Source organism: Bradyrhizobium manausense (assembly GCF_001440035.1).
Taxonomy (GTDB): Bacteria; Pseudomonadota; Alphaproteobacteria; order Rhizobiales; family Xanthobacteraceae; genus Bradyrhizobium; species Bradyrhizobium manausense.
Genome location: NZ_LJYG01000108.1, coordinates 168,122 through 188,789 on the forward strand (window position 1 = coordinate 168,122; position 20,668 = coordinate 188,789).

Annotated in this window: 20 protein-coding genes; 13 read left to right on the top strand and 7 right to left on the bottom strand. The window is 64.1% G+C overall.

All coding sequences use genetic code 11. The annotated features are described in order from the left end of the window. Positions 1 to 107 precede the first annotated feature (107 nt). From AOQ71_RS30830 to hflX, 7 genes are all read left to right on the top strand, one after another. A complete protein-coding gene (locus AOQ71_RS30830; protein ID WP_057754979.1) occupies positions 108 to 2,615 on the top strand; it encodes an alpha/beta hydrolase in 2,508 nt (835 codons plus the stop codon). 9 nt (positions 2,616 to 2,624) lie between these two features. Next, positions 2,625 to 3,488: an alpha/beta fold hydrolase gene (locus AOQ71_RS30835; protein WP_057754982.1), complete on the top strand. Its 864-nt coding sequence runs from the start codon at positions 2,625 to 2,627 to the stop codon at positions 3,486 to 3,488. Positions 3,489 to 3,504: 16 nt separating this feature from the next. Next, positions 3,505 to 3,675 (top strand): hypothetical protein, encoded by a 171-nt coding sequence (locus tag AOQ71_RS46445; protein ID WP_167354008.1) that lies wholly within the window; start codon positions 3,505 to 3,507, stop codon positions 3,673 to 3,675. 337 nt (positions 3,676 to 4,012) lie between these two features. Continuing rightward, a complete protein-coding gene (locus tag AOQ71_RS30840; protein WP_057754987.1) occupies positions 4,013 to 6,433 on the top strand; it encodes a sensor histidine kinase in 2,421 nt (806 codons plus the stop codon). Positions 6,434 to 6,450: 17 nt separating this feature from the next. Further along, positions 6,451 to 7,821: a nitrogen assimilation response regulator NtrX gene (gene ntrX / locus AOQ71_RS30845; protein WP_057754991.1), complete on the top strand. Its 1,371-nt coding sequence runs from the start codon at positions 6,451 to 6,453 to the stop codon at positions 7,819 to 7,821. Positions 7,822 to 8,066: 245 nt separating this feature from the next. Continuing rightward, positions 8,067 to 8,315 carry an RNA chaperone Hfq gene (gene hfq, locus AOQ71_RS30850; RefSeq protein WP_007591126.1) on the top strand — a complete coding sequence of 83 codons (249 nt, stop codon included), beginning with the start codon at positions 8,067 to 8,069 and terminating at the stop codon, positions 8,313 to 8,315. An 11-nt stretch (positions 8,316 to 8,326) separates the two neighbouring features. After that, positions 8,327 to 9,709: a GTPase HflX gene (gene hflX / locus AOQ71_RS30855; RefSeq protein WP_057754994.1), complete on the top strand. Its 1,383-nt coding sequence runs from the start codon at positions 8,327 to 8,329 to the stop codon at positions 9,707 to 9,709. 99 nt (positions 9,710 to 9,808) lie between these two features. Here hflX and AOQ71_RS30860 read toward each other — a convergent pair whose 3' ends face one another. Continuing rightward, positions 9,809 to 10,267 carry a GNAT family N-acetyltransferase gene (locus AOQ71_RS30860; RefSeq protein WP_057754997.1) on the bottom strand — a complete coding sequence of 153 codons (459 nt, stop codon included), beginning with the start codon at positions 10,265 to 10,267 and terminating at the stop codon, positions 9,809 to 9,811. 14 nt (positions 10,268 to 10,281) lie between these two features. Beyond that, positions 10,282 to 11,100, bottom strand: a complete 819-nt coding sequence (gene mazG, locus AOQ71_RS30865; RefSeq protein ID WP_057755000.1) for a nucleoside triphosphate pyrophosphohydrolase — start codon at positions 11,098 to 11,100, stop codon at positions 10,282 to 10,284. A 128-nt stretch (positions 11,101 to 11,228) separates the two neighbouring features. On the opposite strand from mazG, the gene queC reads away from it, so the two are divergent. Beyond that, positions 11,229 to 11,936 (top strand): 7-cyano-7-deazaguanine synthase QueC (gene queC / locus AOQ71_RS30870; protein WP_157083752.1); only part of this gene is annotated, 708 nt, incomplete at its 3' end. 118 nt (positions 11,937 to 12,054) lie between these two features. Here the strand turns inward: queC and AOQ71_RS30875 are convergent. From AOQ71_RS30875 to nthA, 3 genes are read right to left on the bottom strand one after another with little or no spacing between them, the layout of a single operon-like run. Beyond that, the gene (locus tag AOQ71_RS30875; protein WP_057755008.1) at positions 12,055 to 12,432 is read right to left on the bottom strand and encodes a nitrile hydratase accessory protein; all 378 of its coding nucleotides are present in this window, start codon (positions 12,430 to 12,432) and stop codon (positions 12,055 to 12,057) included. Continuing rightward, entirely contained in the window at positions 12,432 to 13,091 is a 660-nt protein-coding gene (gene nthB / locus AOQ71_RS30880; RefSeq protein WP_057755011.1) for a nitrile hydratase subunit beta, read from the bottom strand. The genes AOQ71_RS30875 and nthB overlap by 1 nt, the downstream gene beginning before the upstream one ends. Further along, positions 13,088 to 13,717, bottom strand: coding sequence for a nitrile hydratase subunit alpha (nthA, locus tag AOQ71_RS30885; RefSeq protein WP_057756652.1), 630 nt, complete (start codon positions 13,715 to 13,717; stop codon positions 13,088 to 13,090). The genes nthB and nthA overlap by 4 nt, the downstream gene beginning before the upstream one ends. A 243-nt stretch (positions 13,718 to 13,960) precedes the next feature. Between nthA and AOQ71_RS30890 the strand changes: the two genes are divergently transcribed. From AOQ71_RS30890 to AOQ71_RS30900, 3 genes are all read left to right on the top strand, one after another. Continuing rightward, the gene (locus AOQ71_RS30890; RefSeq protein ID WP_057755018.1) at positions 13,961 to 15,436 is read left to right on the top strand and encodes a DASS family sodium-coupled anion symporter; all 1,476 of its coding nucleotides are present in this window, start codon (positions 13,961 to 13,963) and stop codon (positions 15,434 to 15,436) included. Positions 15,437 to 15,688: 252 nt separating this feature from the next. Next, on the top strand, positions 15,689 to 16,807 hold the full coding sequence (locus AOQ71_RS30895; RefSeq protein ID WP_162268429.1) for a methionine ABC transporter ATP-binding protein: 1,119 nt from the start codon (positions 15,689 to 15,691) through the stop codon (positions 16,805 to 16,807). Continuing rightward, positions 16,797 to 17,462: a methionine ABC transporter permease gene (locus tag AOQ71_RS30900; RefSeq protein ID WP_057755023.1), complete on the top strand. Its 666-nt coding sequence runs from the start codon at positions 16,797 to 16,799 to the stop codon at positions 17,460 to 17,462. Before AOQ71_RS30895 ends, AOQ71_RS30900 begins: the two co-directional genes overlap by 11 nt. Here the strand turns inward: AOQ71_RS30900 and AOQ71_RS30905 are convergent. After that, on the bottom strand, positions 17,437 to 18,000 hold the full coding sequence (locus AOQ71_RS30905) for a helix-turn-helix domain-containing protein (protein WP_057756654.1): 564 nt from the start codon (positions 17,998 to 18,000) through the stop codon (positions 17,437 to 17,439). The genes AOQ71_RS30900 and AOQ71_RS30905 overlap by 26 nt on opposite strands. Before the next feature lie 192 nt (positions 18,001 to 18,192). On the opposite strand from AOQ71_RS30905, the gene AOQ71_RS30910 reads away from it, so the two are divergent. Continuing rightward, positions 18,193 to 19,008, top strand: coding sequence for a hypothetical protein (locus AOQ71_RS30910; protein ID WP_057755025.1), 816 nt, complete (start codon positions 18,193 to 18,195; stop codon positions 19,006 to 19,008). Positions 19,009 to 19,071: 63 nt separating this feature from the next. Here the strand turns inward: AOQ71_RS30910 and AOQ71_RS30915 are convergent, their stop codons facing one another. Further along, positions 19,072 to 19,758: a c-type cytochrome gene (locus AOQ71_RS30915; protein ID WP_245317270.1), complete on the bottom strand. Its 687-nt coding sequence runs from the start codon at positions 19,756 to 19,758 to the stop codon at positions 19,072 to 19,074. A 136-nt stretch (positions 19,759 to 19,894) separates the two neighbouring features. Here AOQ71_RS30915 and AOQ71_RS30920 point away from each other — a divergent pair, with 136 nt between their 5' ends. Beyond that, the gene (locus AOQ71_RS30920; RefSeq protein WP_057755032.1) at positions 19,895 to 20,653 is read left to right on the top strand and encodes a CBS domain-containing protein; all 759 of its coding nucleotides are present in this window, start codon (positions 19,895 to 19,897) and stop codon (positions 20,651 to 20,653) included. Positions 20,654 to 20,668 lie beyond the last annotated feature (15 nt).

Here is a 20,668-nt window from a genome sequence, read left to right on the forward strand (position 1 = left end):
TTGACTGCGCGATCCTTCATCCGACGCGCCGCATTCCATTGAGTTAGATCAAAGCTCGCCTGATCGAGCTGTCTAGCGTCCCCTCAAAATGCAAGGGAGGCTCCATCATGATCGGGAATGGATTCGCAAGGCACAGCCTCGTCGGCCTCATCCTGCTGCTCGTCGGCACATCGCTCGCAGTTGCACAACCTTTCACGCGGCGTTCGTCGCAAATGCAACATGATGGTTTGAAGAAGACCTACGAGATCGCCAACTTCAAGATTGGCGGCAAGTATGATCTGTCCGATCCCTCGAAATTTGAGCTCGGCGGCGAGGGCGGCGTCACGCTGGAATCGCTCGGTGCGGGCAAGCTGCACACCAGCTACATCGCGATCGGCAACGCGCGGCGCAATGCGCAGGGCGAAATTACCAATGCCGTCGTCGTCAATTCCTACTATTCCGGCGATTCCACCGACATGTATGAGCAGTGGGTCAAAGGTGCGCCACTGTCGGGCGGCGTCCCGATCATCGGACCGGGCCGGCCGATCGACACCGATCGCTATTACGTCATCATGGTCGATCCGCTCGGAACCTGGGGCGCCAGCAAGCCGTCCGAGGGTCTCGGCATCAAGTTTCCGCAATACAGCTACTACGACATGGTGCAGGCAAACTATCGCCTGCTCCGCGACGAGCTGAAGGTCGCGCGCGTTGCGCTCGTGACCGGTGTCTCCATGGGCGGCACGCAGACCTATGTCTGGGGCGTGATGCATCCGGAATATGTCAGCGCGATCATGCCGATCGGCGGCACCACGCAGTCCGATGGCGACGACCCCGTCGGCAACTGGACCTTCCAGATGATGACTGCCGCGATCCAGGGCGATCCGGTCTGGCAGGCGACCAAGGGCGACTATTACAACCTGCCCAAGGAGAAACATCCGGTGCCGGGCGTCGCGTTCGGCTGGTCGATCCTCGGCATGACGGGTTACGATTTTGCCTATCGCACGACCCAGAACTGGGCCGCGGTACAGCCGGAAATCTTCTACTGGGATCCGCCGAACGAGAAGGCGGGCCTGAACGTCACCAATCGTGCCAAGCTCTATGACGCCGTCGATCTCGTCTTGCGCAACCGGGTCGGCGAGACCCACAACATCAATCCGTATCTCGGCCGTATCCAGGCGCGCACGCTGGTGATGCACATCACCAATGACCTCTGGCTGAATTTCAAGCTGGCACAAAAGGCAGTCGATCGCGTGCCGGGGGCGGACCTGATCGCGCAGGAAAGTCCGGTCGCCCATTACGGCGTGTTTCCGATCATCAACCAGCGCAAGAACGATCCGAAATTCGTCGCCTTCATGGACGACGTGGCCGCGCTCGATCGCGCCCAGCTGTTCGTCGACAAGAATTATCGTGTTCCTGGAGTCGCCGAGAAGATCGATCCGGGCAAATCCTTCTGGAAGGACTTCGTCACCTATCCCTATCCGGTCAAATACGCCAACGCCAAGGACAAGATCGGCAATACCTGGCAGATCGGCTACATGGATGAGTATGCCGGCACCGACAAGGACCCGAAGGTCCTCGTCATCATCCATGGCAAGGGCGCCTTCGGCGGGCACTACGGCAACATCATGCAATACGCGCTGCGAAGCGGCCTGCGCGTGATCGTGCCTGACTTGCCGGGCTACGGCATGTCGGGGCCGGGCAATCTCGACAAGAGCCCGGCGCGCACCATGCAGGACATGCGCGAGACCATCTACGATCTGGTCGTCAACCAGCTCGGCGTCAAGAAGGCCTATTATCTCGGCCACTCGCTCGGGGGCCAGTTCGTCATGGGCTATGCGCTGACCTGGCCGGACGCGGTGCAGGGCCTGGCGCTCGAAGCGCCGTCGGGTCTCGAGGAATATCCGCGCGACACCACGATCGCGAAGGACAAGAAGGCACCTTTGTTCCAGCCGGGCCTCGGCCGCGACTTCGACAAGTGGAAGCAGATCTGGGACCAGACCGGAATCCTGGCCGCGGAGAAGGCCCGTGACGAGCAGGGCATTCGCGACTTCTTCTACTTCAAGAAGCGTGATCCTGACACCGGCGTGGTGTCGGCGGCGAAGAGCGGCTACTTCTTCAGCGACAGCGAATATGCCCGCTTCCACACCGAACAGCGCGTCGGGCTCACCAGGGGCAATCCGAAAGAGCTCGAGCAATGGTGCAACGTCTTCATCTTCGATATCTACACGATCGGATCAGAGCTCCAGCAGGATGATCCGAAGAATCTTTACGAGCGGGTCACGCAGATCAAGGCGCCGATTTTCCTGGCGTTCGGCGACAAGGAGCCGTTCATCCCGACGCCCGCTTTCAACGGGCTGACCGATCTCGGACGCGACGTCATCACGCCCTTCATGACGCGCATGACCAATGTCGGAAACCGGCCGATGCTCAAGATCTACCCGGAGACCGGACACTTCATCCACACCGACAATCCGGTGGAGTATTCGGCCGATGTCGTCGACTTCGTGACCAGGGGACGAGTGGATACGTCATCGCCACTCGGCACCGACCGCATGATCAAGGGCGCCGTCGCCTCGGCCATCCCCGTGGCGCCGACCCCGCCTGGCGCGGCGCCGACGGCAGGGTTGAACAAATAGGATGATCTGATGCCGCGGGTGCAGGCGGGTGCAGTCCAGCTTGGCTGGCGGGAGTGGGGGCAGGGCGACGTCACCGTCGTCTTCATCCACGGCAATCTCGCCAGCAAGGACTGGATCGAGCTCGCCGCGCCGCTGTTTCCATCGGGTCTTCGCGTTGTGGGAATCGACTGGCGCGGCTGCGGCGACAGCGACCGTCCCAAGGCCACGGCAGATTATTCCAATTACTCCATGCAGCAGCATGCCGACGACATGCTCGCCGCGCTCGATACGCTGGGCGTCGGCTATTGCCATCTTGCCACGCATTCGACCGGCGGCATCATTGCGGCGCGCATGCTGCTGGCGCAGCCGCAGCGCTTTGGCCGCGTGTTCGCGCTCGATCCGGTGACGCCGCTCGGCATGGTCTTCAATGCCGATCAGATCGGCCTGTTTCGGGCGATGATGGCGAGCAAGGAATTGACGCGGACGATCATGGCGACCGCGGCTTCCTCGCTGTTCGTGCCGGAGAGTATGGCGCCAAACATGATCCCGCAATTTCGCCAAGGTCTGGGAGACATCCAAGCGCTGTTCGATCGCATCATCGAGCAGACCTTCAGCGTCTCCGAAGGCATCTGGATTGGAACGCCGGTGAATCTGACGCGGGAAAAAGAGAGCCGCGAGCTGGAACGGCGCATGCCGGAGCTGCGCCACCCGCATCTGGTGTTGTGGGGCGAACGGGACGGCTGGATCGCGCCGGCCGATCTTCGTGCCATGACTGCGGCGATGCCGGATTGCCGTCTCGTGATCGTGCCCGGCGTCGGGCATTCGATGAACCTCGAGGTCCCCGCGCTCTATGCCGGCTATTTCGGCGCCTGCTTCGGCGGACTTGCCGCATAACGAAGGGAGTGATGCCATGGCTGAAATCAACAAACTCTCGGTCGAAAAGACGATCGAGAAGCTGCGCGGCGCCGATCAGCGAGTATCCAGGGATCAGCGGCTCGAGGCAAAGACCGACGAGCTGAACGAGGAGATCAGGCGCATGAAGGCTCAGCGAAAACGCCTCGATCGGCGCAAGCAGGATTGAGCTGGCAGCGCCGGGGCGATCAGCTGACATCACCGAAGCGGTGATGTCCTCCGGGGTCACCGGGGTCTTGACCTGCGCGGGCCGCTGGTCCGCTGCGCCGTTGCGGGCCACGGACGGACCCCGTTCCACCGCAGCTGCCGGCGAGGGGCACCCACAGCGAGAAGCTCTCGAATCCCGACCTCCCGTTTTGGGAAATCGTGGCTAAAAGAAGAAGTTGAATTCGGTAAGCCGCTGAGATCGCGTGGCTATTTGACACTGTCGCGTCTCAGCAACAATGTGGTAGGAATACATCAGTTTCCGCCCAGCGCGGACCCACGTTTTCAGCACCATTGCCGGAATGACCAGCGCAGACACCTCGGCCGCATCCTTTGACACGGCCCCAGCCGAAGAGCCCCGGCGCTGGTCCGCGCGACGCTGGCTGGCACCATTTGCGGTGGCCCTGGCGCTGCTCTCGGCGCTCCTGACTTTCCTGGTCCTGACCGGTCTGGCCAAGATCGAGCCGACGCCGGAAGTGGTGCGCTCGTTCTACCTGATCAATGCCGGCACGATTTTGCTGCTGGTCGGCATCATCGTCCGCGAGCTCTGGCAGCTGATCCTGGCCCGGCGGCGGGGACGGGCGGCGGCGCGCCTTCATGTCCAGATCGTCAGCCTGTTCTCGATCGTTGCCGTGCTGCCGGCGGTGCTGGTCGCCGTCGTCGCCAACGTCACCATCGAGCGCGGTCTCGACCGGCTGTTCTCGGGACCCACCAAGGAAGTGATCCAGAACTCGCTGACGATCGCGCGGGCCTACATGAACGACCATGCCCAGCTGATCCAGGGCGACATTCTTGGAATGGCCAACGACATTGCGCACGCGCGGCCGCTCTATGATCAGGATCGGCGGTCGTTCCGCGAAATTCTGACGGCCAGCGCCGCGTCCCGCAACTTGCCGGGCGCGATGATCATCGACAAGAGCACCAACATCCTGGAGTCCGCCGACACCGGCATGCGGCTGACCTATTCGCCGCCCGCGCCGGAATTCCTCAGCAACGTCAAAGAGACCGAGCCGGAAATCGCGATCCTTCCGGACGCGAGCTCCGTCGCTGCCGTGATCCGCCTGCGCGCCTTCAACGATACGTTCCTGTATGTCGCCCGTCCGCTCGACCCGAACGTGGTCAGTCAGGTCAACCAGACGGAGATCAGCGTCGCCGAATATGCCCAGATCGAGTCGCGCCGGCTCGGCATCCAGGTCGCGTTCGCGCTGATGTTCGCGGTGATCGCGCTGACCATCCTGATGGCTTCCGTGCTGATCGGCCTCAACTTCGCCAACTCGCTGGTGGCACCGATCCGGCGGCTGATGAATGCGGCCCACACGGTGTCGACCGGCGATCTCCATGTGAAGGTGCCCGTGCATCAATCGGAAGGCGATCTCGCTCAGCTTGGCGAGACCTTCAACAAGATGACGCAGGAATTGCGCAGCCAGCGCGACGAGCTCGTCAATGCCAGCGACCTGATCGACAGCCGCCGCCGCTTCATCGAGGCGGTGCTGTCCTCGGCCAGCGCCGGCATCATCGGCGTCGACACCTCGGGCAGCGTCGGCATTCTCAACCGCTCCGCCGAGAAGCTGATCGGGCATTCCGAGGCCGAGACGCTCGGCCATCCGCTCTCCGACGTGCTGCCCGAGCTCGACGAGATGATGAAGGCGTCGCGGGAAGGCACCCAGCGCCTGGTGCAGGGCCAGATCACGATCACGCGCGACGGCACCGAGCGCAATCTTTCGGTCCGAGTCAGCGCCGAGAAGAACCAGCCGCACGACAGCTACATCATCACGCTCGACGACATCACCGAGCTGGTCTCGGCGCAGCGCACCTCGGCCTGGGGCGATGTCGCCCGCCGCATCGCCCACGAGATCAAGAACCCGCTGACGCCGATCCAGCTCTCGGCCGAGCGCATCCGCCGCAAGTTCGGCAAGGACATCACCGAGGCCAAGGACAAGCAGATCTTCGACCAGTGCACCGACACCATCGTGCGCCAGGTCGACGACATCAGGCGCATGGTCGACGAATTCTCGCGCTTTGCGCGGATGCCGAAACCCGTGATGGAAGGCGAGGATGTCGCCGACACCGTGCGGCAGGCCGTGTTCCTGATGAAGGTCGCCCATCCCGAGCTCGACATCGAGGCCGAGTTCAAGGAGGATCCGCTGCGCGCCCAGTTCGACCGCCGGCTGATCTCGCAGGCGGTCACCAACATCGTCAAGAATGCCACCGAGGCGATCGAGCAGGTGCCGCCGGAAGAGCTCGGCAAAGGCCGCATCGACGTCGTGGTGTCGCGCGAGGGCGACGACGTCCTGATCGATGTCATCGACAACGGCATCGGCCTGCCCAAGGTTGCGCGCTCGCGGCTGCTCGAGCCCTATGTGACGACGCGCGCCAAGGGCACCGGCCTTGGCCTTGCCATCGTCGGCCGCGTGCTGGAAGACCATGGCGGCCGCATCGAGCTGAAGGACGCCTCAGACTTCCGCGAAGGCCAGCGCGGCGCCTGGATGCGCATGCGCTTTGCGATCTCCGGACAGGCCAAGAAGGCCGAAGGTGCCGAGCCCGGGGCGGCGGCGACGGACACCGCCAAGGGCGCAACCACGCCCGAAATCAGGGAAACGGCCCCAAATTCCGCCAAGGACTCTGCTACGGCGCAGGCAACAAAAGAGCCGGCGGCCGAAACCAAAGAGCCGGCTGAAAAGACCAATGATTCAACGAAAATCGAAGCCTCAACAGGCAGCTGAGAAGACAGGCGCGACCCATGGCAAGTGAAATTCTGATTGTCGATGATGAGGCCGATATTCGGGATCTCGTTGCGGGAATCCTCGAAGACGAGGGTTTTGTCACGCGGACCGCGCGCGACAGCGACTCGGCGCTGGCCGAGATCGCCAACCGGCGGCCGCATCTGGTGTTCCTCGACATCTGGCTGCAGGGCTCCAAGCTCGACGGCTTGCAGCTGCTGGAGCAGGTCAAGAAGGACAATGCCGATCTGCCAGTGGTGATGATCTCCGGTCACGGCAACATCGAGACCGCCGTCGCCGCAATCAAGCGCGGCGCCTATGATTTCATCGAGAAGCCTTTCAAGGCCGACCGTCTCATTCTGGTCGCCACCAGGGCGCTGGAAAACTCGCGCCTCAAGCGCGAGGTCAAGGAGCTGAAGCAGCTCGCGCCGAGCGCAAGCTCGCTGGTCGGCCGCTCGCCGAGCATGAACCAGCTGCGCCAGACCATCGAGCGCGCCGCCAAGGCCAACAGCCGCATCCTGATCGTCGGCCCCGCCGGCGCCGGCAAGGAATTGACCGCGCGCACGCTGCACATGGCCTCGGGCCGCGCCGACGGCCCCTTCGTGGTCATCAACGCCGCGGCGATCACGCCGGAGCGCATGGAGCACGAGCTGTTCGGCGTCGAACAGTCCAACGGCGAGCATCCGCGCAAGCCCGGTGCGCTGGAAGAGGCCCATGGCGGCACGCTGTTCATCGACGAGATCGCGGACATGCCGCGCGAGACCCAGAACAAGATTCTGCGCGTGCTGGTCGAGCAGTCGTTCCAGCGCGTCGGCGGTACCGCCAAGGTGCAGGTCGACGTCCGCATCATCTCCTCGACCGCGCGCAACCTCGAAGAGGAGATCGCGGCCGGCCATTTCCGCGAGGACCTCTATCACCGGCTCTCGGTGGTGCCGATTCGCGTGCCCGCGCTGTCGGAACGGCGCGAGGACATTCCTGAATTGATCGACTATTTCATGGAGCAGATCTCGGCCGGCAGCGGCCTGCCGAAGCGGCAGATCGGCCAGGACGCGATGGCGGTGCTGCAATCACATGTCTGGCCGGGCAATGTGCGTCAGCTCCGCAACAACGTTGAGCGAGTCATGATTCTGGCCGCGGGCGGGCCGGAGGTGATCATCACCGCCGACATGCTGCCCCAGGACGTTGGCTCGATGGTGCCGGCGATGCCGACCAGCAACAATGGCGAGCACATCATGGGCCTGCCGCTGCGCGAGGCACGTGAAGTGTTCGAGCGCGACTATTTGATTGCCCAGATCAGCCGTTTCTCAGGAAATATTTCTCGCACGGCCGAGTTTGTTGGCATGGAACGGTCGGCGCTACACCGGAAGTTGAAGGCGCTCGGGGTCGGCTAAGCTCGACGCCACGGTCGCACTTGCTGGGATATCTGGGAAAAATCATCTATTTCCGTAGTTTTTCGGAGAAATAGGGCGCGTCGTGCCGCGCGAAGCGGCTTGCCTAAAATGTCCACCTGTCCTCTAATCGACCAGCCGTCCCTCCGAGGGGGATCTCATGAGGAGCGGCAACCGGAGGAAGGCCCAATTTGAAAACAGGGTCGCTTCCGGTGCAATAAAAAGAAACTCAAAGCGAGAAAAAAACAATGGCGGCAGACCGCGCACAAAACCTACAGGACACCTTCCTCAATCACGTTCGCAAAACCAAAACGCCACTGACGATCTTTCTGGTCAACGGAGTGAAGCTCCAGGGCATCGTGACCTGGTTCGACAATTTCTGTTTGCTGCTTCGGCGCGACGGTCATTCGCAGCTGGTCTACAAGCACGCGATCTCGACCATCATGCCAGGCGCTCCGATCCAGCTGTTCGAAGGCGGCGAGGATCAGCCGGCTTGAGAGTGATCTGATTGGAACCCCGCAATTTTGACGGGGAGGCCGACCGTCCGCGATCGGCCGGGGCTAAACAAACGGGGCGGGTGCTTGTCGTCGGCCCCTATTTGCGAGCGCGCGCGGGAAGTGCCGACGCGCAATCGGAGAGTCATGTTCAGCGTGACGCGGAGGCCCGGCTCGATGAAGCCGCAGGCCTCGCGCGCGCGATCGACCTCGTCATTGCCGATGCCATCATCGCGCCGATCAGCCAGATCCGGCCTGCGACCTATATCGGCAAGGGCAAGGTCGAGGAGATCGCCGCGCTCGCCAAGAGCCTCGACGTCGAGCTCGTGGTGATGGATTGCGCGCTGGCACCGATCCAGCAGCGCAATCTCGAGAAGGAATTGCACGCCAAGGTGCTCGATCGCACCGGGCTCATTCTCGAAATCTTCGGCCGCCGCGCCAAGACCAAGGAGGGCGCGCTCCAGGTCGAGCTTGCCCATCTCAATTATCAGCGCTCGCGCCTGGTGCGATCGTGGACCCATCTCGAACGCCAGCGTGGCGGCTTCGGCTTCATGGGCGGCCCCGGCGAGACCCAGATCGAGGCCGACCGCCGCCTGATCCAGGAGCGCATCACCAAGCTCGAAAGCGAGCTGAAGAAGGTGCAGGCGACGCGCCGCTTGCATCGCGCCGGCCGCCAGCGCGTGCCTTATCGGGTCGTTGCGCTGGTCGGCTACACCAATGCCGGCAAGTCGACGCTGTTCAACCGCCTGACGCGTGCCGACGTGCAGGCGGCCGACATGCTGTTCGCCACGCTCGATCCGACCCTGCGTGCGCTCAACCTGCCGCATGGCGGCAAGGCCATGCTGTCGGACACGGTCGGCTTCATCTCCAATTTGCCGACGCAGCTCGTCGCCGCCTTCCGCGCCACGCTGGAGGAGGTGCTGGAGGCCGATGTCATCCTGCACGTCCGCGACATCTCGCATGAAGATGCCGAGGCCCAGCAGAGCGACGTGGACGCGGTGCTGCGCCAGCTCGGCATCAATCCTGATGACTCAGGCCGCATCATCGAGGTCTGGAACAAGATCGACCGCTACGACGCAGAGCAGCGGGAAGAGCTTCTGAATATCGCCGCGCGCCGGCCGGAAGATCATCCCGCGATGCTGGTCTCGGCCGTGTCAGGCGAGGGGATCGACGCGCTGCTCGCCGCGATCGAAGAACGGCTCGCCGCCAAGCGCACCACGCTCGATCTCTCCATCGACGCCGCCGACGGCGCCGGAATCAGCTGGCTGCACCGCAATTCCGAGGTGCTGGCCAAGGAGCTGCACGACGGCCGCTTCGACATGACCGTGCGCGTGGACAAGACCAAGCGCGACATCGTGGTGAACAGGTTTGATGCGGTGCCACGCCTGTCGGCGTGAGTCGGACGTAGCCCGGATGGAGCGCAGCGCAATCCGGGATATCACGACACGGAGAGACCCCGGATTGCGCTGCGCTCCATCCGGGCTACGCACCGAACATCACCGCGACAGATCGAGGCTCATGAACTGGTTGTGCGGGCTCGCCTGATAGTCGGCGAACGGCGCACACGAGACGAAGCCGGCGCTGCGGTAAAGCGCGACGGCGGGCGCGTGCAGCGGCGCCGTGCCCGTCTCCAGGCTGAGACGCGCATATCCGCGCTTGCGGCCTTCGGCAATGATGTGGTTCAGAATCGAGCGCCCGGCTCCGGTCCGGCGTGCAGCAGGCGCGGCACGCATCGACTTCACTTCGCCGTGCCTCGCGTCCAGCTGCTTCAGAGCCCCGAAGCCGGCCAGCACGTCGCCTTGCCAGGCCGTCCAGAACGTCACTGATGGAGCCGAGAGACCGCTCGCGTCGAGCGCCTGCGCATGCTCGCCCATGACGCTGCGCAGCTCTGCCAGATGATGCGCCAACAAGTCCGCAACGTGAGGTGCCTTCGGATTGTCCTGTCTGATGTCCACTTCATGTCCTCGCGTCAGGTAGCCGTCTTCGCCGCATTCCACAGCGCGTCCATCTCCTCAAGCGAAGCCTGCTCCAGCGTGCGCCCCTGCGCTTCCAGCGCCCGCTCGATATAGGCAAAGCGCTTTTCGAACTTCGCATTGGTCGCGCGCAGCGCGGCTTCCGGATCGGCGTCGACGTGGCGGGCGAGGTTGACGAGGGCGAACATGAGGTCGCCGGTCTCTTCCGCGATCTCCTGCTTGTCGTCGCGATCGAGAGCGGCCTCGATCTCGTCCGCTTCCTCGCGAATCTTTTGCAGCACCGCGCGCGGATCGTTCCAGTCGAAGCCGACCGTGGAGGCCTTGCGCTGCAGCTCCATCGCGCGCGTCAGCGCAGGCTGGCCGGCCTTGACGCCCGAGAGCAGCGATTTGTGCGACGGCGCTGCCTCCGGCGGCCGGCGCGCGGCGCGCTCGGCTTTCTCCTCGGCCTTGATGCGGTCCCAGACTTCCTTGACGTGATGCGGGGCGAGATTGCCGTCCTTGTCGGCGAACACATGGGGATGGCGCCGGATCATTTTTCGCGTGATGGCCTCGACCACGTCTCCAAAGGAGAACGCGTTCTGCTCAGAGGCCATCTGGGCGTGGAACACCACCTGCAACAGGAGGTCGCCGAGCTCTTCGCGCAAGTCGTCGAGATCGCCCCGCTCGATGGCGTCGACCACCTCATAGGCTTCCTCGATCGTGTAGGGCGCGATCGTCGAAAAATCCTGCTCGAGGTCCCAGGGGCAGCCGGTCACCGGCGTGCGCAGCGCCGCCATGATCTCGATCAGGCGGGAAATGTCGCGGGAAGGGGTCATTGCGGGGGCAGTCTCCTGGGTCCAAATCCTTATGCCAAAAGCGCGCCGCCGTTCCCAGCGCGGCGGGGCGGAACAGGCCGATTTCCACCGATTGGCTGATACGCCCCGCAAGTGCTAAAGCGCGGCCCATGAGCGACACATTTTCATCCCAAACCGCCCTCGTGCTCTTCTCTGGCGGCCAGGATTCCACCACCTGCCTTGCCTGGGCGCTGAGCCGCTTTGCGCGCGTGGAGACGCTGGGGTTCGAGTACGGTCAACGCCACGCCGTCGAGCTCGACTGCCGTGACCGGCTGTTCGAGGGCATCAAGGACCTTCGCGCCGATTGGGCGGCAAAACTGGGCGAGAGCCACACCCTGTCGATCCCGACGCTGGCGGCCGTGTCCGAGACCGCGCTGACCCGGGACGTTGCGATCGCGATGGGCGCCGACGGCCTGCCCAACACCTTTGTGCCCGGCCGCAATCTGGTGTTTCTGACCTTCGCCGCGGCGCTGGCCTATCGGCGCGGCATCACCCACATCGTCGGCGGCATGTGCGAGACCGACTATTCCGGCTATCCCGACTGCCGCGACGAGACCATTCGGGCAATGCAATCAGCGCTCTCGCTCGGCATGGCGCGAGCCTTCGAGCTGCACACGCCGCTGATGTGGATCGACAAGGCCGCGACGTGGAAGCTCGCGCATGACCTCGGTGGCGACGCGCTGGTCGATCTGATCCGCGAGCAGTCGCACACCTGCTATCTCGGCGAACGCGGTGCGCGGCATGAGTGGGGATATGGCTGCGGCGAGTGCCCGGCGTGCAGTTTGCGGGCGAAGGGGTGGCGGGAGTTTGTGGCGGGGNGTAGTTCCGCCGTCATTGCGAGCGAAGCGAAGCAATCCATAATCTTCCCGCGGTGACGGTCTGGATTGCTTCGTCGCAAGAGCTCCTCGCAATGACGAGTTCGGGGCGCGCGCAGGCCTACCGAAAATCCTCGTCCCTCAGCTCGATCGGCCTACCATGCGGCGTGCGATCCGCGGCGTGATCCCACGCGTCGCGATAGCGGTGCAGTGTGTCCATCGACGCGACGCCCTTGCTCGCGACGAGGCCCTCCAGCGTGGCGAGCCAGTGCAGATAATAGGTCTCGCCCGTATCAGGGTCGCCCGCTTCCTGCGCGCGCTTGATCTCGGAGGCCAAGGCCGCAGCCCATTCGGGCCAGGTGAACACGCCGTGGTCGTGCAGCGTCAAGGCCATGGCAAAGGCCTGCGCTTCCCAGGGCGCGCGGAACACCGGGCCGTCGTCGTCACGCGGAATGCTTGGAATCGCCGCGGTTGCGGCGGCAGCAGCTTCACTGCTCATCAGGCCGGGTCCAGATAGGGCTCGAACGCGTCGATCGAGACCTTCAGGGTCGGATCACCGTCCTCCCCCCAGAGATCGCGGCCGTCGAACACGACGGTGTAGAGCCATTGCGGGTTCTCGCCGCGCTCCATCGCCGCCGTGTCGGGAAACACGTGGCAGCCGTGGTTGAGCTCGACCACGCCGACATGACCGCGGACATAGCGCGGCAGCCGCGTATGCGTGGTCGGATGAATGTTCTTGGCACGCACGCGGTCGCCGATGTTGAATTTGGCGGGCGCAGGCGCTGGGCGGGCAAACTTGCCGCGTACCATGATGCGCTCGACCTGACCGAGATCGAACTTGCCGTGCTTGAGCGCCTTGCCGGGCTGCATCGCATGGCCGGCGGCGACCTCCTCGCGGGTGAGGTAGCCCTTCTCGATCAGCATCTCCTCAAGGCCGAGGAACCACTTCTTGTAGTAGGAGCTGGAGAGGTAGACATGCGGCGGGATCGTCTCGCGATAGAAGCGCGAGGTGTCGATGTTGAAGGCGCCGGCCGCGCCCATCGCGCGCACCATCGCCAGCACCCGGGACTCCCATTCTTCATGGAAGACAGGCTCGTTCGGCTCGGGCTCGACCTTTCCAAAGCCGTCCATGCCGCCCATGTCGTGCACGCCGTTCACGACGGAGCTCCTGGCGTCCGGGGGAAGCCGGTGCCGATCATGGAGTCGCGGGTCACGAGCTCGGCAAGCTGCTCCTCGCTCCAGCCTTCCGTGCCCGCGGGGCGCATCGGCAGCACCAGGAAACGCGTCTCGGCGGTGGAATCCCACACCCGGATCTCAATGTCCTTGGGCACACTCACGCCGAAATCGGCGAGCACGCCGCGCGGATCCTTCACGGCGCGCGAGCGGTAGGGCGAAGCCTTGTACCAGACCGGCGGCAACCCCAGCATTTCCCAGGGGTAGCAGGAGCACAGCGTGCACACGACCATGTTGTGGCGCGTCGGGGTATTCTCGACCACGACGAGATGATCGCCGACGCGACTGACATGGCCGAGCGTGCCGATCGCCTTGCTGCCATCCTCCAGCAGCGCCTGTTTGAACGCCGGATCGGTCCAGGCCTTGGCGACGACGCGCGCGCCATTATGCGGGCCGATCTTGGTCTCGTAGGCCTGGATGATGGCGTCGAGCGCAGCCGGCTCGACATAGCCTTTCTCGGTCAGAACAGTCTCGAGCGCGCGCACGCGCAGCTCGGTCTCGGACAGTTCTGAATGGTCGTGATCGTGATGATGGTCGTGATCTTGGCTCATGGCGGCAAGATAGGCATTTTGGTCGTTCGCTGTCGAGACCCGGCGGTGGGCCGTCGTGCCGGGGAACACGCTCGCCTTCGCGGCGCAGAATAGGTGCGGAAAACCGTTCTGCCGGACGAGAGGAGGTCCGACCTCGATTTCAGGCCATTGATCGCGCCACCGACAATCCGTATACGCCGCGCTGGGACAATAGCGGCTGGCCAACCAGCCCGCAGACGTGGTGTCAGGGGGGGGGGAGCACGCATGACCGCCAATTCGCAGCCATCCGAGGCGACCGGGTTTCGCTGGAAACTTGTCGCGCCGCTGGTGGTGTGGCTCGCGATCTATCTGTGGCCGGTGCCAGCGGGTCTCAACGTCAATCAGTGGCACTATTTTGCGGTCTTCGCCGCTGTCATCACCGGGCTGATCCTGGAATCGATGCCGGTTGGCGCAGTCGGCCTGATCGGGCTGACGGTCGCGGGTGTCGCCGGCTATATCGATCCCGATCCCGGCAAATCGCTGCGTTGGATGCTGGCGGGCTTTGCCGAGAGCACGGTGTGGCTGATCGTCGGCGCCTTCGTGTTCTCGATTGGCTATCGCAAAAGCCAACTCGGCCGGCGCATCGCGCTGGTGCTGGTGCGGCGCCTCGGCACCAACACGCTCGGGCTCGGTTATGCGGTTGCGATGTCGGACTTCCTGCTGGCACCGGCAACGCCCTCCAACACCGCACGCAGCGGCGGCATCGTCTATCCTATCATCAGCAACATCCCGCGCATCTATGGTTCCGAGCCGGGGCCGACCGCCGGCAAGATCGGCACCTATGTGATGTGGACCGCATTCGCGGCAACCGCGATCACGAGTTCGCTGTTCTTCACGGCGCTGGCGCCGAACGCGGCCGCACTGGCGATCGCCAAGAAGACGGTTGGTGTCGACGTGAGCTGGGGCCAATGGTTCATCGGCTTTGCGCCGCTCGGCATTCTCCTGATGGTCCTCGTTCCGCTGCTCAGCTATCTGATCTGCCGTCCGGAGGTGAAGCGCAGCCCCGAGATCTCGGAATGGGCCGCGAAAGAGCTCGGCGAGATGGGCCCGATGTCGCGCAACGAGTGGATCATGCTGGTGCTGATCGTGCTCGCGATGTTCCTGTGGATCGCCGGCTCCAGCCCGGACATTCACATCCCCGTGCTCGGCTCGAACTTCGTCAATGCCACGACCGTCGTGTTCATCGTGATCTCGCTGATGCTGGTCAGCGGCGTGATCGAATTTGCCGACATCGCCAGCGAGAAGAGCGTATGGGAGGTGTTCTTCTATTTCACCTCGCTGTTGACTCTGGCCTCGGGCCTCAACGAGATCGGCTTCATCAAATGGTTCGCCAATGAATTCGCAAAGCCGCTCATAGGGCTTTCGCCGTCGACCGCGATGATCCTGCTGGTCGCGCTGTTCTTCTGGATCCACTATTTCTTCTCGAGCATCACCTCGCACGCGGCGGCCGTGCTGCCCGTCGTGCTCGCGGTCGGCACCGGCATTCCCGGTCTGCCGGTGACGACGCTCGCCATGCTCTGCATGTATTCGCTCGGCCTGATGGGCGTGATCTCGCCCTACGCCACCGGGCCGGCGCCGATGTATTACGGCAGCGGCTATATCGGGAAGGGCCAGTTCTGGGGTTTTGGCCTGATCTTCGGGGTGCTCTATTTCGCCGGGCTATTGGTCATCGTGCTGCCCTGGCTGGCCATGGTCCGGTGAGCTTCCCCGCAGATTGATACCCCCTCGGCAGGAGAATTTTCTTCCCCTGCGGGGGATTGGGGAAACTTCGCCCAATCCCCCGCAAATATCTGAAATTGCAAGAAAGACTGGAAAGGGCGATGGTCCGCTGCAATGCAGCGTCGCCACCGGCCGCCTGCTTTGGTTCCACCCATCGTCGCTCGGATCGCGACGTGGCCCCGCCTGCGCCTTTCGCCCGGGCGGGCTAAATATCCTTCCATGAAAGCCGCTTCCATGAATGCGCACCCATCGCTGCTGATCGGCGAACCGGTCAAAATCCAAGATGGCTCGGCTCAGCCGCACGCGATGGTCCGCTTCGAGACCGTCGCGAAGACCTATCCGGCCTATCGCGGCAAGCCCGGCGTCGTCGCGCTGCAGGGCATCGATTTTTCGATCGCGCGCGGCTCCATCACCGGCGTGATCGGTCGTTCCGGCGCCGGCAAGTCGAGCCTGGTGCGATTGATCAACGGGCTCGAAAAGCCGAGCACGGGCCGCGTCGTGGTCGACAACAGAGACATCTCCGCGCTCACGGGCCGCGAGCTGCGCCTGGCGCAGCGCTCGATCGGCATGATCTTCCAGCACTTCAATCTGCTGTCCTCGCGCACCGCCGCGGACAACATCGCGTTGCCGCTGGAGATCGCCGGCTGGTCCAAAGCCGACATCAAGGCTCGCGTGACAGAATTGCTTGCGCTGGTCGGCATCGCCGACAAGCACGACCGCTATCCGTCAGAGCTGTCAGGCGGCCAGAAGCAGCGTGTCGGCATTGCCCGCGCACTGGCGACGCGGCCGAGCGTGCTGCTGTCTGATGAGGCGACCTCGGCGCTCGATCCGCAGACCACGCGCGCGATCCTCGATCTGCTCGCGAATATCAACCGCGAGCTCGGGGTGACCATCGTGCTGATCACCCATGAAATGTCCGTGGTGCGTCAGCTCGCCAGGGATGTCGTCGTCCTCGATGCCGGCCGCGTGGTCGAGAGCGGCCATGTCGCCGACATCTTCACCCATCCCAAGCATCCGATCACGCAATCATTCCTGGCTGAGGCCAGCGGCGACAGCCTGCCGGTCTCGCTGGCCAGCCGGATCGTGCAGGAGCCGGGCAGCCACGCCGTGATTCGCGTTCAGGTGCGCGGGGCAGGGGCCGGCGATACGCTGATCGCGCGGCTTGCCCGCGAGCTCGGCCTCGACGTCTCGCTGCTGTCGGCGCGGATCGATGAGATCGGCGGCCAGCATGTCGGCTCGCTCGTTCTGGGCATTCCTGTCAGTGATTCCGGCGGCGAGGGCGCGACGACGCGCACGCTGGCCTGGCTGTCTCAATATCAAGTCTCGGCGGAGCGTCTCGGCTATGTCGCCTGAACTCATCAACCTGATCATTCAGGCCACCTTCGAAACCCTGTTCATGGTTGGAATCGCGGCGGCGCTCGGCACTCTGTTCGGCTTGCCGCTGGGCGTGTTCCTGGCGACCAGCCGCAAGGGCGAGCTGTTTGCGGCCCCTGCCGTCAACGCAGCCCTTGGCATGGTCGTCAACGCGACCCGCTCCACGCCCTTCATCATCCTGGTCGTGGCCATCATCCCGTTCACGCGTCTCATCGCCGGCACCTCGATCGGATCAACGGCCGCGATCGTGCCGCTGACGATCGCCTCGACGCCGTTCATCGCGCGCCTGGTCGAGGCTGCGATCCGTGAAGTCGATGGCGGCCTGATCGAAACCGCGTCCTCGTTTGGCGCGTCACCGATCCAGATCGTGTTCAAGGTGCTGATCCCCGAGGCGCTGCCCGGCCTGCTGCTGGCGCTCACCCTCGCAGTGGTCAGCCTGCTCGGCTACTCCGCCATGGTCGGCGCGGTTGGTGGCGGGGGTTTGGGCGATCTCGGCATCCGCTACGGCTACCAGCGCTTCATGCCGGAGATGATGCTGGCCGTGGTCGTCGTGCTGATCGCCCTGGTGCAGCTGGTGCAGAGCGCAGGCGACTATCTGGCGCGGCGGGTCAATCGCCGGCTGCGGCACCGCTGAGATAATGAGCCGGCGGAAGGTCGATCGACGCCGGGCCTGCGACGAGACTGTCGAGGTCAACCAGAAACAGATCGGCCATATGGGTGAGCTGGTGCAGAGGAATGCTGACCTCGCCACGCTCGGCGCCTGAGATGAACTCGGGCGAGACGCCAACGAGGTCCGCAATCTGGGCCTCGGTGTAGCCCCGCGCCTCGCGCGCACCCTTCAGCTGGGCCCCAATGTGCCGCCGGTGCAGGGCCTGCTCTTCCTCGGTCATCATCAGGGCCTGCTCGTCGGCGCTCGCGACGCCATCGGCGAAGGCGACACCGAGCAGCCGCCGCTTTTGCCACGCCACCCGGCAGGCCTTGCGCAAGCCGTCGGCGAAGATCAGCGTGGCCTCTTTCGGAAACGCCAGCGACCAGTCGAGCTTCAGCCGCGCGCCGGTGCCGGAGACATCCGCGACGGTGCAGGGGATGCTCACGGTTCCCCTGGCGCCTTCGAACTCGATGATCCCGGTTCTCGCCGTGGATTGCCGGGCCGCAGCGCGCAAGTCACTCATCAAGTCGCTCATGGAGCCCCCGAAAGCATTGCAGCGGGTTTTACCGCCCGCCTTCCCGGCGCTCAATCGAACCCGCCCGCCATGGTGAAGGATTGGTTCTCCGCCGCAGCAGGCACGCCGGCACGGATGAACCTTCCGGGCCAACCCGGTCACCAAGACTGAAGATCGCCCTTCAGCCTTCTGGACAATTCGATGAGATCACTTGCCTTGCTCTGCCTGCTTGCCCTCGCCACGCCGGCCCACGCAGCCTCTTCCGAGCAGCACTATCTCGATCTGCGCGACCGCTACATCGCGAAGTTTTCGAAGGCCAAGGAGAGCGAGGAGACCAGCAGGCAACACGATGTGGCGCTGGGCGAACTGACCGGCGTGCTGCGCGGCCTGATCGGACCAGTCACGATCAAGGGGCTGCCCGCGGAGGGCAAGTCGAACGTCGACACGCTGTTCAAGGACGACATCGGCTTTGGCCATCTTGACGGGCTCGCTTTCGCCACCGCGGGCGACAAGCAGCAGGCCGTGGTGACGACGACCACGCTGCTCAAGCGCTGGCTTGCCGACCACCGCAAGGATCCGATGCCGCAAGAGATCGACGCGGCGTTCAGGTCCGACACCTTCTACTATGCCGCCATCCAGGACGCTGCCTTCGCCAAATATGCCGAGCTGCCCATCACCAAGCCCGCATCCGTCAGCACCGCGGTCGCGGTGCTCGGCGTGCGCGGCAATGGCGATTTGAAGGGTCCGCCGCACGAGATCGACGTGGTCGCGATCCGTGGCGAGAAGGTGTTCTTCCTCGCCGCGAGCGAGGCCGTCAAGACGGCCGAGATTCCGACCTGCGAGAAGGTCTGGAAGCAGATGATGGCCAGAAAGACGCCGGAGGATGCCATGGCCCGGGAAGACCAGGCGATGGCGGCCTATACCAAGTGCTTCGCCAAGGAGGCGCCCAGCCAGAGCTGGTTCACCGCGGCGGTCAAGACGGCGCAGGGCCAACTCGAATTGCTGCCGTTGCGCTAGCCGCATCGGCTGCAGATCGCAGCCTCGTGCGAGCATGGTGCCGCCGGGACAGGTGGGCGCATTTCAGCGCCGCTGGTCAGCTCGCAACGTCTCCAGATAGGCCACGACGGCTTCGACCTGGGATTCTGTGAGCCTCGGATTCGGCATGGCTTGGTCTGGTCCCAGTCGCCGATGGCCTGACGTCAGGAAATGCCGCAGGCCATCCGCGGAGAAGGAGGGCCGGTTGATGATCTCCGGGAAAGCTGGTGGGGACGGGCGAAACGCCGGTGCTTCCTTGGCAGCGTCGGCGACGACGTGGCACGTCCCGCAAGTGGCGTTGGCAATCGCGCGCCCCTCGGACACCTGGTCGACAAACAGCTGATTGGGAACGGGCAGGGTGAGCGGGATCTGCATGACGATCCAGGCATAGCCGCTGCTGCGGTGGCAGCCGTTGCATTCGTTTGTCAGCCCGGCATAGGATGTCATGAACGCGGGGACGCCCTTCGATTGGAGCGCCTGGCGTACGGCCCGAATCTGCTCCCTGGCGCGATCGGCTTGTGACGGGTTCGCCAGCAACCTGCCGGTGGCTTCAAGGTTGGCCTCGATCTGATGAAGCTCGTAATTCGCCAGACTCCAATTGCTGAGCTTGCCCGCAAACCAGAGCTTGGCGTGCTGCAACTGAAGTTTGGTCATGAGGTCGGACAGCGCCGCCGACACATCGGAAGGCGCCGCGACGCTGGAGGCGGACAGCGCGAGGATGATCGCACCCAACAGAACCGTTCGTAAGCGCATGTTCGAAATGTTCCGATGTTGATATCCAGCATGGCACCACGCACCGCACGGGCGTTGATCCGGATCAAGACGTGGTTTGTCACGGCAAATACCTGTTTGTCTCTCGGAGGACGACATGCGCGCGCACCAGATCATGTCCAGACGCGTTGTGACGATACGGCCGAACGCGCCGGTCGCCGATGCCGTCAAGGTGATGCTTGCCCATCACATCAGCGGCCTGCCGGTGGTGGACCCGGCCGGGACGCTCGTCGGCATCCTGTGCGAAAGCGATTTCCTCAGGCGGCCTGAAATCGGCACGGCGCACGAACGCAACCGTTTGCTCACGATGTTGCGCGGAGCCGATCGCACTGCAGCCGAATTCGTCAAGGAGCACGGGCGCACGGTCGAACAGGTGATGACCCGCCAGCCGGTGTCGACCACCGAGCAGGCGCCGCTTGTGGAAGTTGCCGACATGATGGAGCGACGGCATCTCAATCACGTACCGGTCATGCGCGGCGAGCGCATCGTCGGGATCATCACCCGATCCGACTTCCTGTCCGCGGTTGCCGGCCCGCTGACCAGCGCTTCCGGCTACTCCGGGGATGACGGCCAGATTCGTCGCTCCGTCCTCGCCGCGCTGGCCGGGACACCGTGGCAGCCGGTCTGCTTGAACGTCAGCGTGAAGGACGGCACGGTCACGCTGCGTGGCGTGGTCAGGGGTGAAAACGCGCATCGGGCGGCCATCGTGGCCTGTGAGAACGTTGCAGGCGTTCGCGCGGTGGAGGACCGGCTTTATCTCCAGTCCGACCGACCGGATCCCGAGGACGATTACGGCGGAGGCGATTTCGTGTCGCTGCAGGCGGAGCCATCCACGCTGGACGACGAGCCATTGTAGTCAAAGCGCGCACCC

What these genes read in the sequence shown, in the direction of transcription:
- AOQ71_RS30910 (WP_057755025.1), top strand. Translation starts at nt 18,193, where the DNA reads ATGAGATCACTTGCCTTGCTCTGCCTGCTTGCCCTCGCCACGCCGGCC.
- AOQ71_RS30895 (WP_162268429.1), top strand. Translation starts at nt 15,689, where the DNA reads ATGAATGCGCACCCATCGCTGCTGATCGGCGAACCGGTCAAAATCCAA.
- AOQ71_RS30900 (WP_057755023.1), top strand. Translation starts at nt 16,797, where the DNA reads ATGTCGCCTGAACTCATCAACCTGATCATTCAGGCCACCTTCGAAACC.
- AOQ71_RS30875 (WP_057755008.1), bottom strand. Translation starts at nt 12,432, where the DNA reads ATGAGCAGTGAAGCTGCTGCCGCCGCAACCGCGGCGATTCCAAGCATT.
- AOQ71_RS30905 (WP_057756654.1), bottom strand. Translation starts at nt 18,000, where the DNA reads ATGAGTGACTTGCGCGCTGCGGCCCGGCAATCCACGGCGAGAACCGGG.
- AOQ71_RS30840 (WP_057754987.1), top strand. Translation starts at nt 4,013, where the DNA reads ATGACCAGCGCAGACACCTCGGCCGCATCCTTTGACACGGCCCCAGCC.
- AOQ71_RS30920 (WP_057755032.1), top strand. Translation starts at nt 19,895, where the DNA reads ATGCGCGCGCACCAGATCATGTCCAGACGCGTTGTGACGATACGGCCG.
- AOQ71_RS30890 (WP_057755018.1), top strand. Translation starts at nt 13,961, where the DNA reads ATGACCGCCAATTCGCAGCCATCCGAGGCGACCGGGTTTCGCTGGAAA.
- nthA (WP_057756652.1), bottom strand. Translation starts at nt 13,717, where the DNA reads ATGAGCCAAGATCACGACCATCATCACGATCACGACCATTCAGAACTG.
- AOQ71_RS46445 (WP_167354008.1), top strand. Translation starts at nt 3,505, where the DNA reads ATGGCTGAAATCAACAAACTCTCGGTCGAAAAGACGATCGAGAAGCTG.
- AOQ71_RS30835 (WP_057754982.1), top strand. Translation starts at nt 2,625, where the DNA reads ATGCCGCGGGTGCAGGCGGGTGCAGTCCAGCTTGGCTGGCGGGAGTGG.
- ntrX (WP_057754991.1), top strand. Translation starts at nt 6,451, where the DNA reads ATGGCAAGTGAAATTCTGATTGTCGATGATGAGGCCGATATTCGGGAT.
- AOQ71_RS30830 (WP_057754979.1), top strand. Translation starts at nt 108, where the DNA reads ATGATCGGGAATGGATTCGCAAGGCACAGCCTCGTCGGCCTCATCCTG.
- mazG (WP_057755000.1), bottom strand. Translation starts at nt 11,100, where the DNA reads ATGACCCCTTCCCGCGACATTTCCCGCCTGATCGAGATCATGGCGGCG.
- hfq (WP_007591126.1), top strand. Translation starts at nt 8,067, where the DNA reads ATGGCGGCAGACCGCGCACAAAACCTACAGGACACCTTCCTCAATCAC.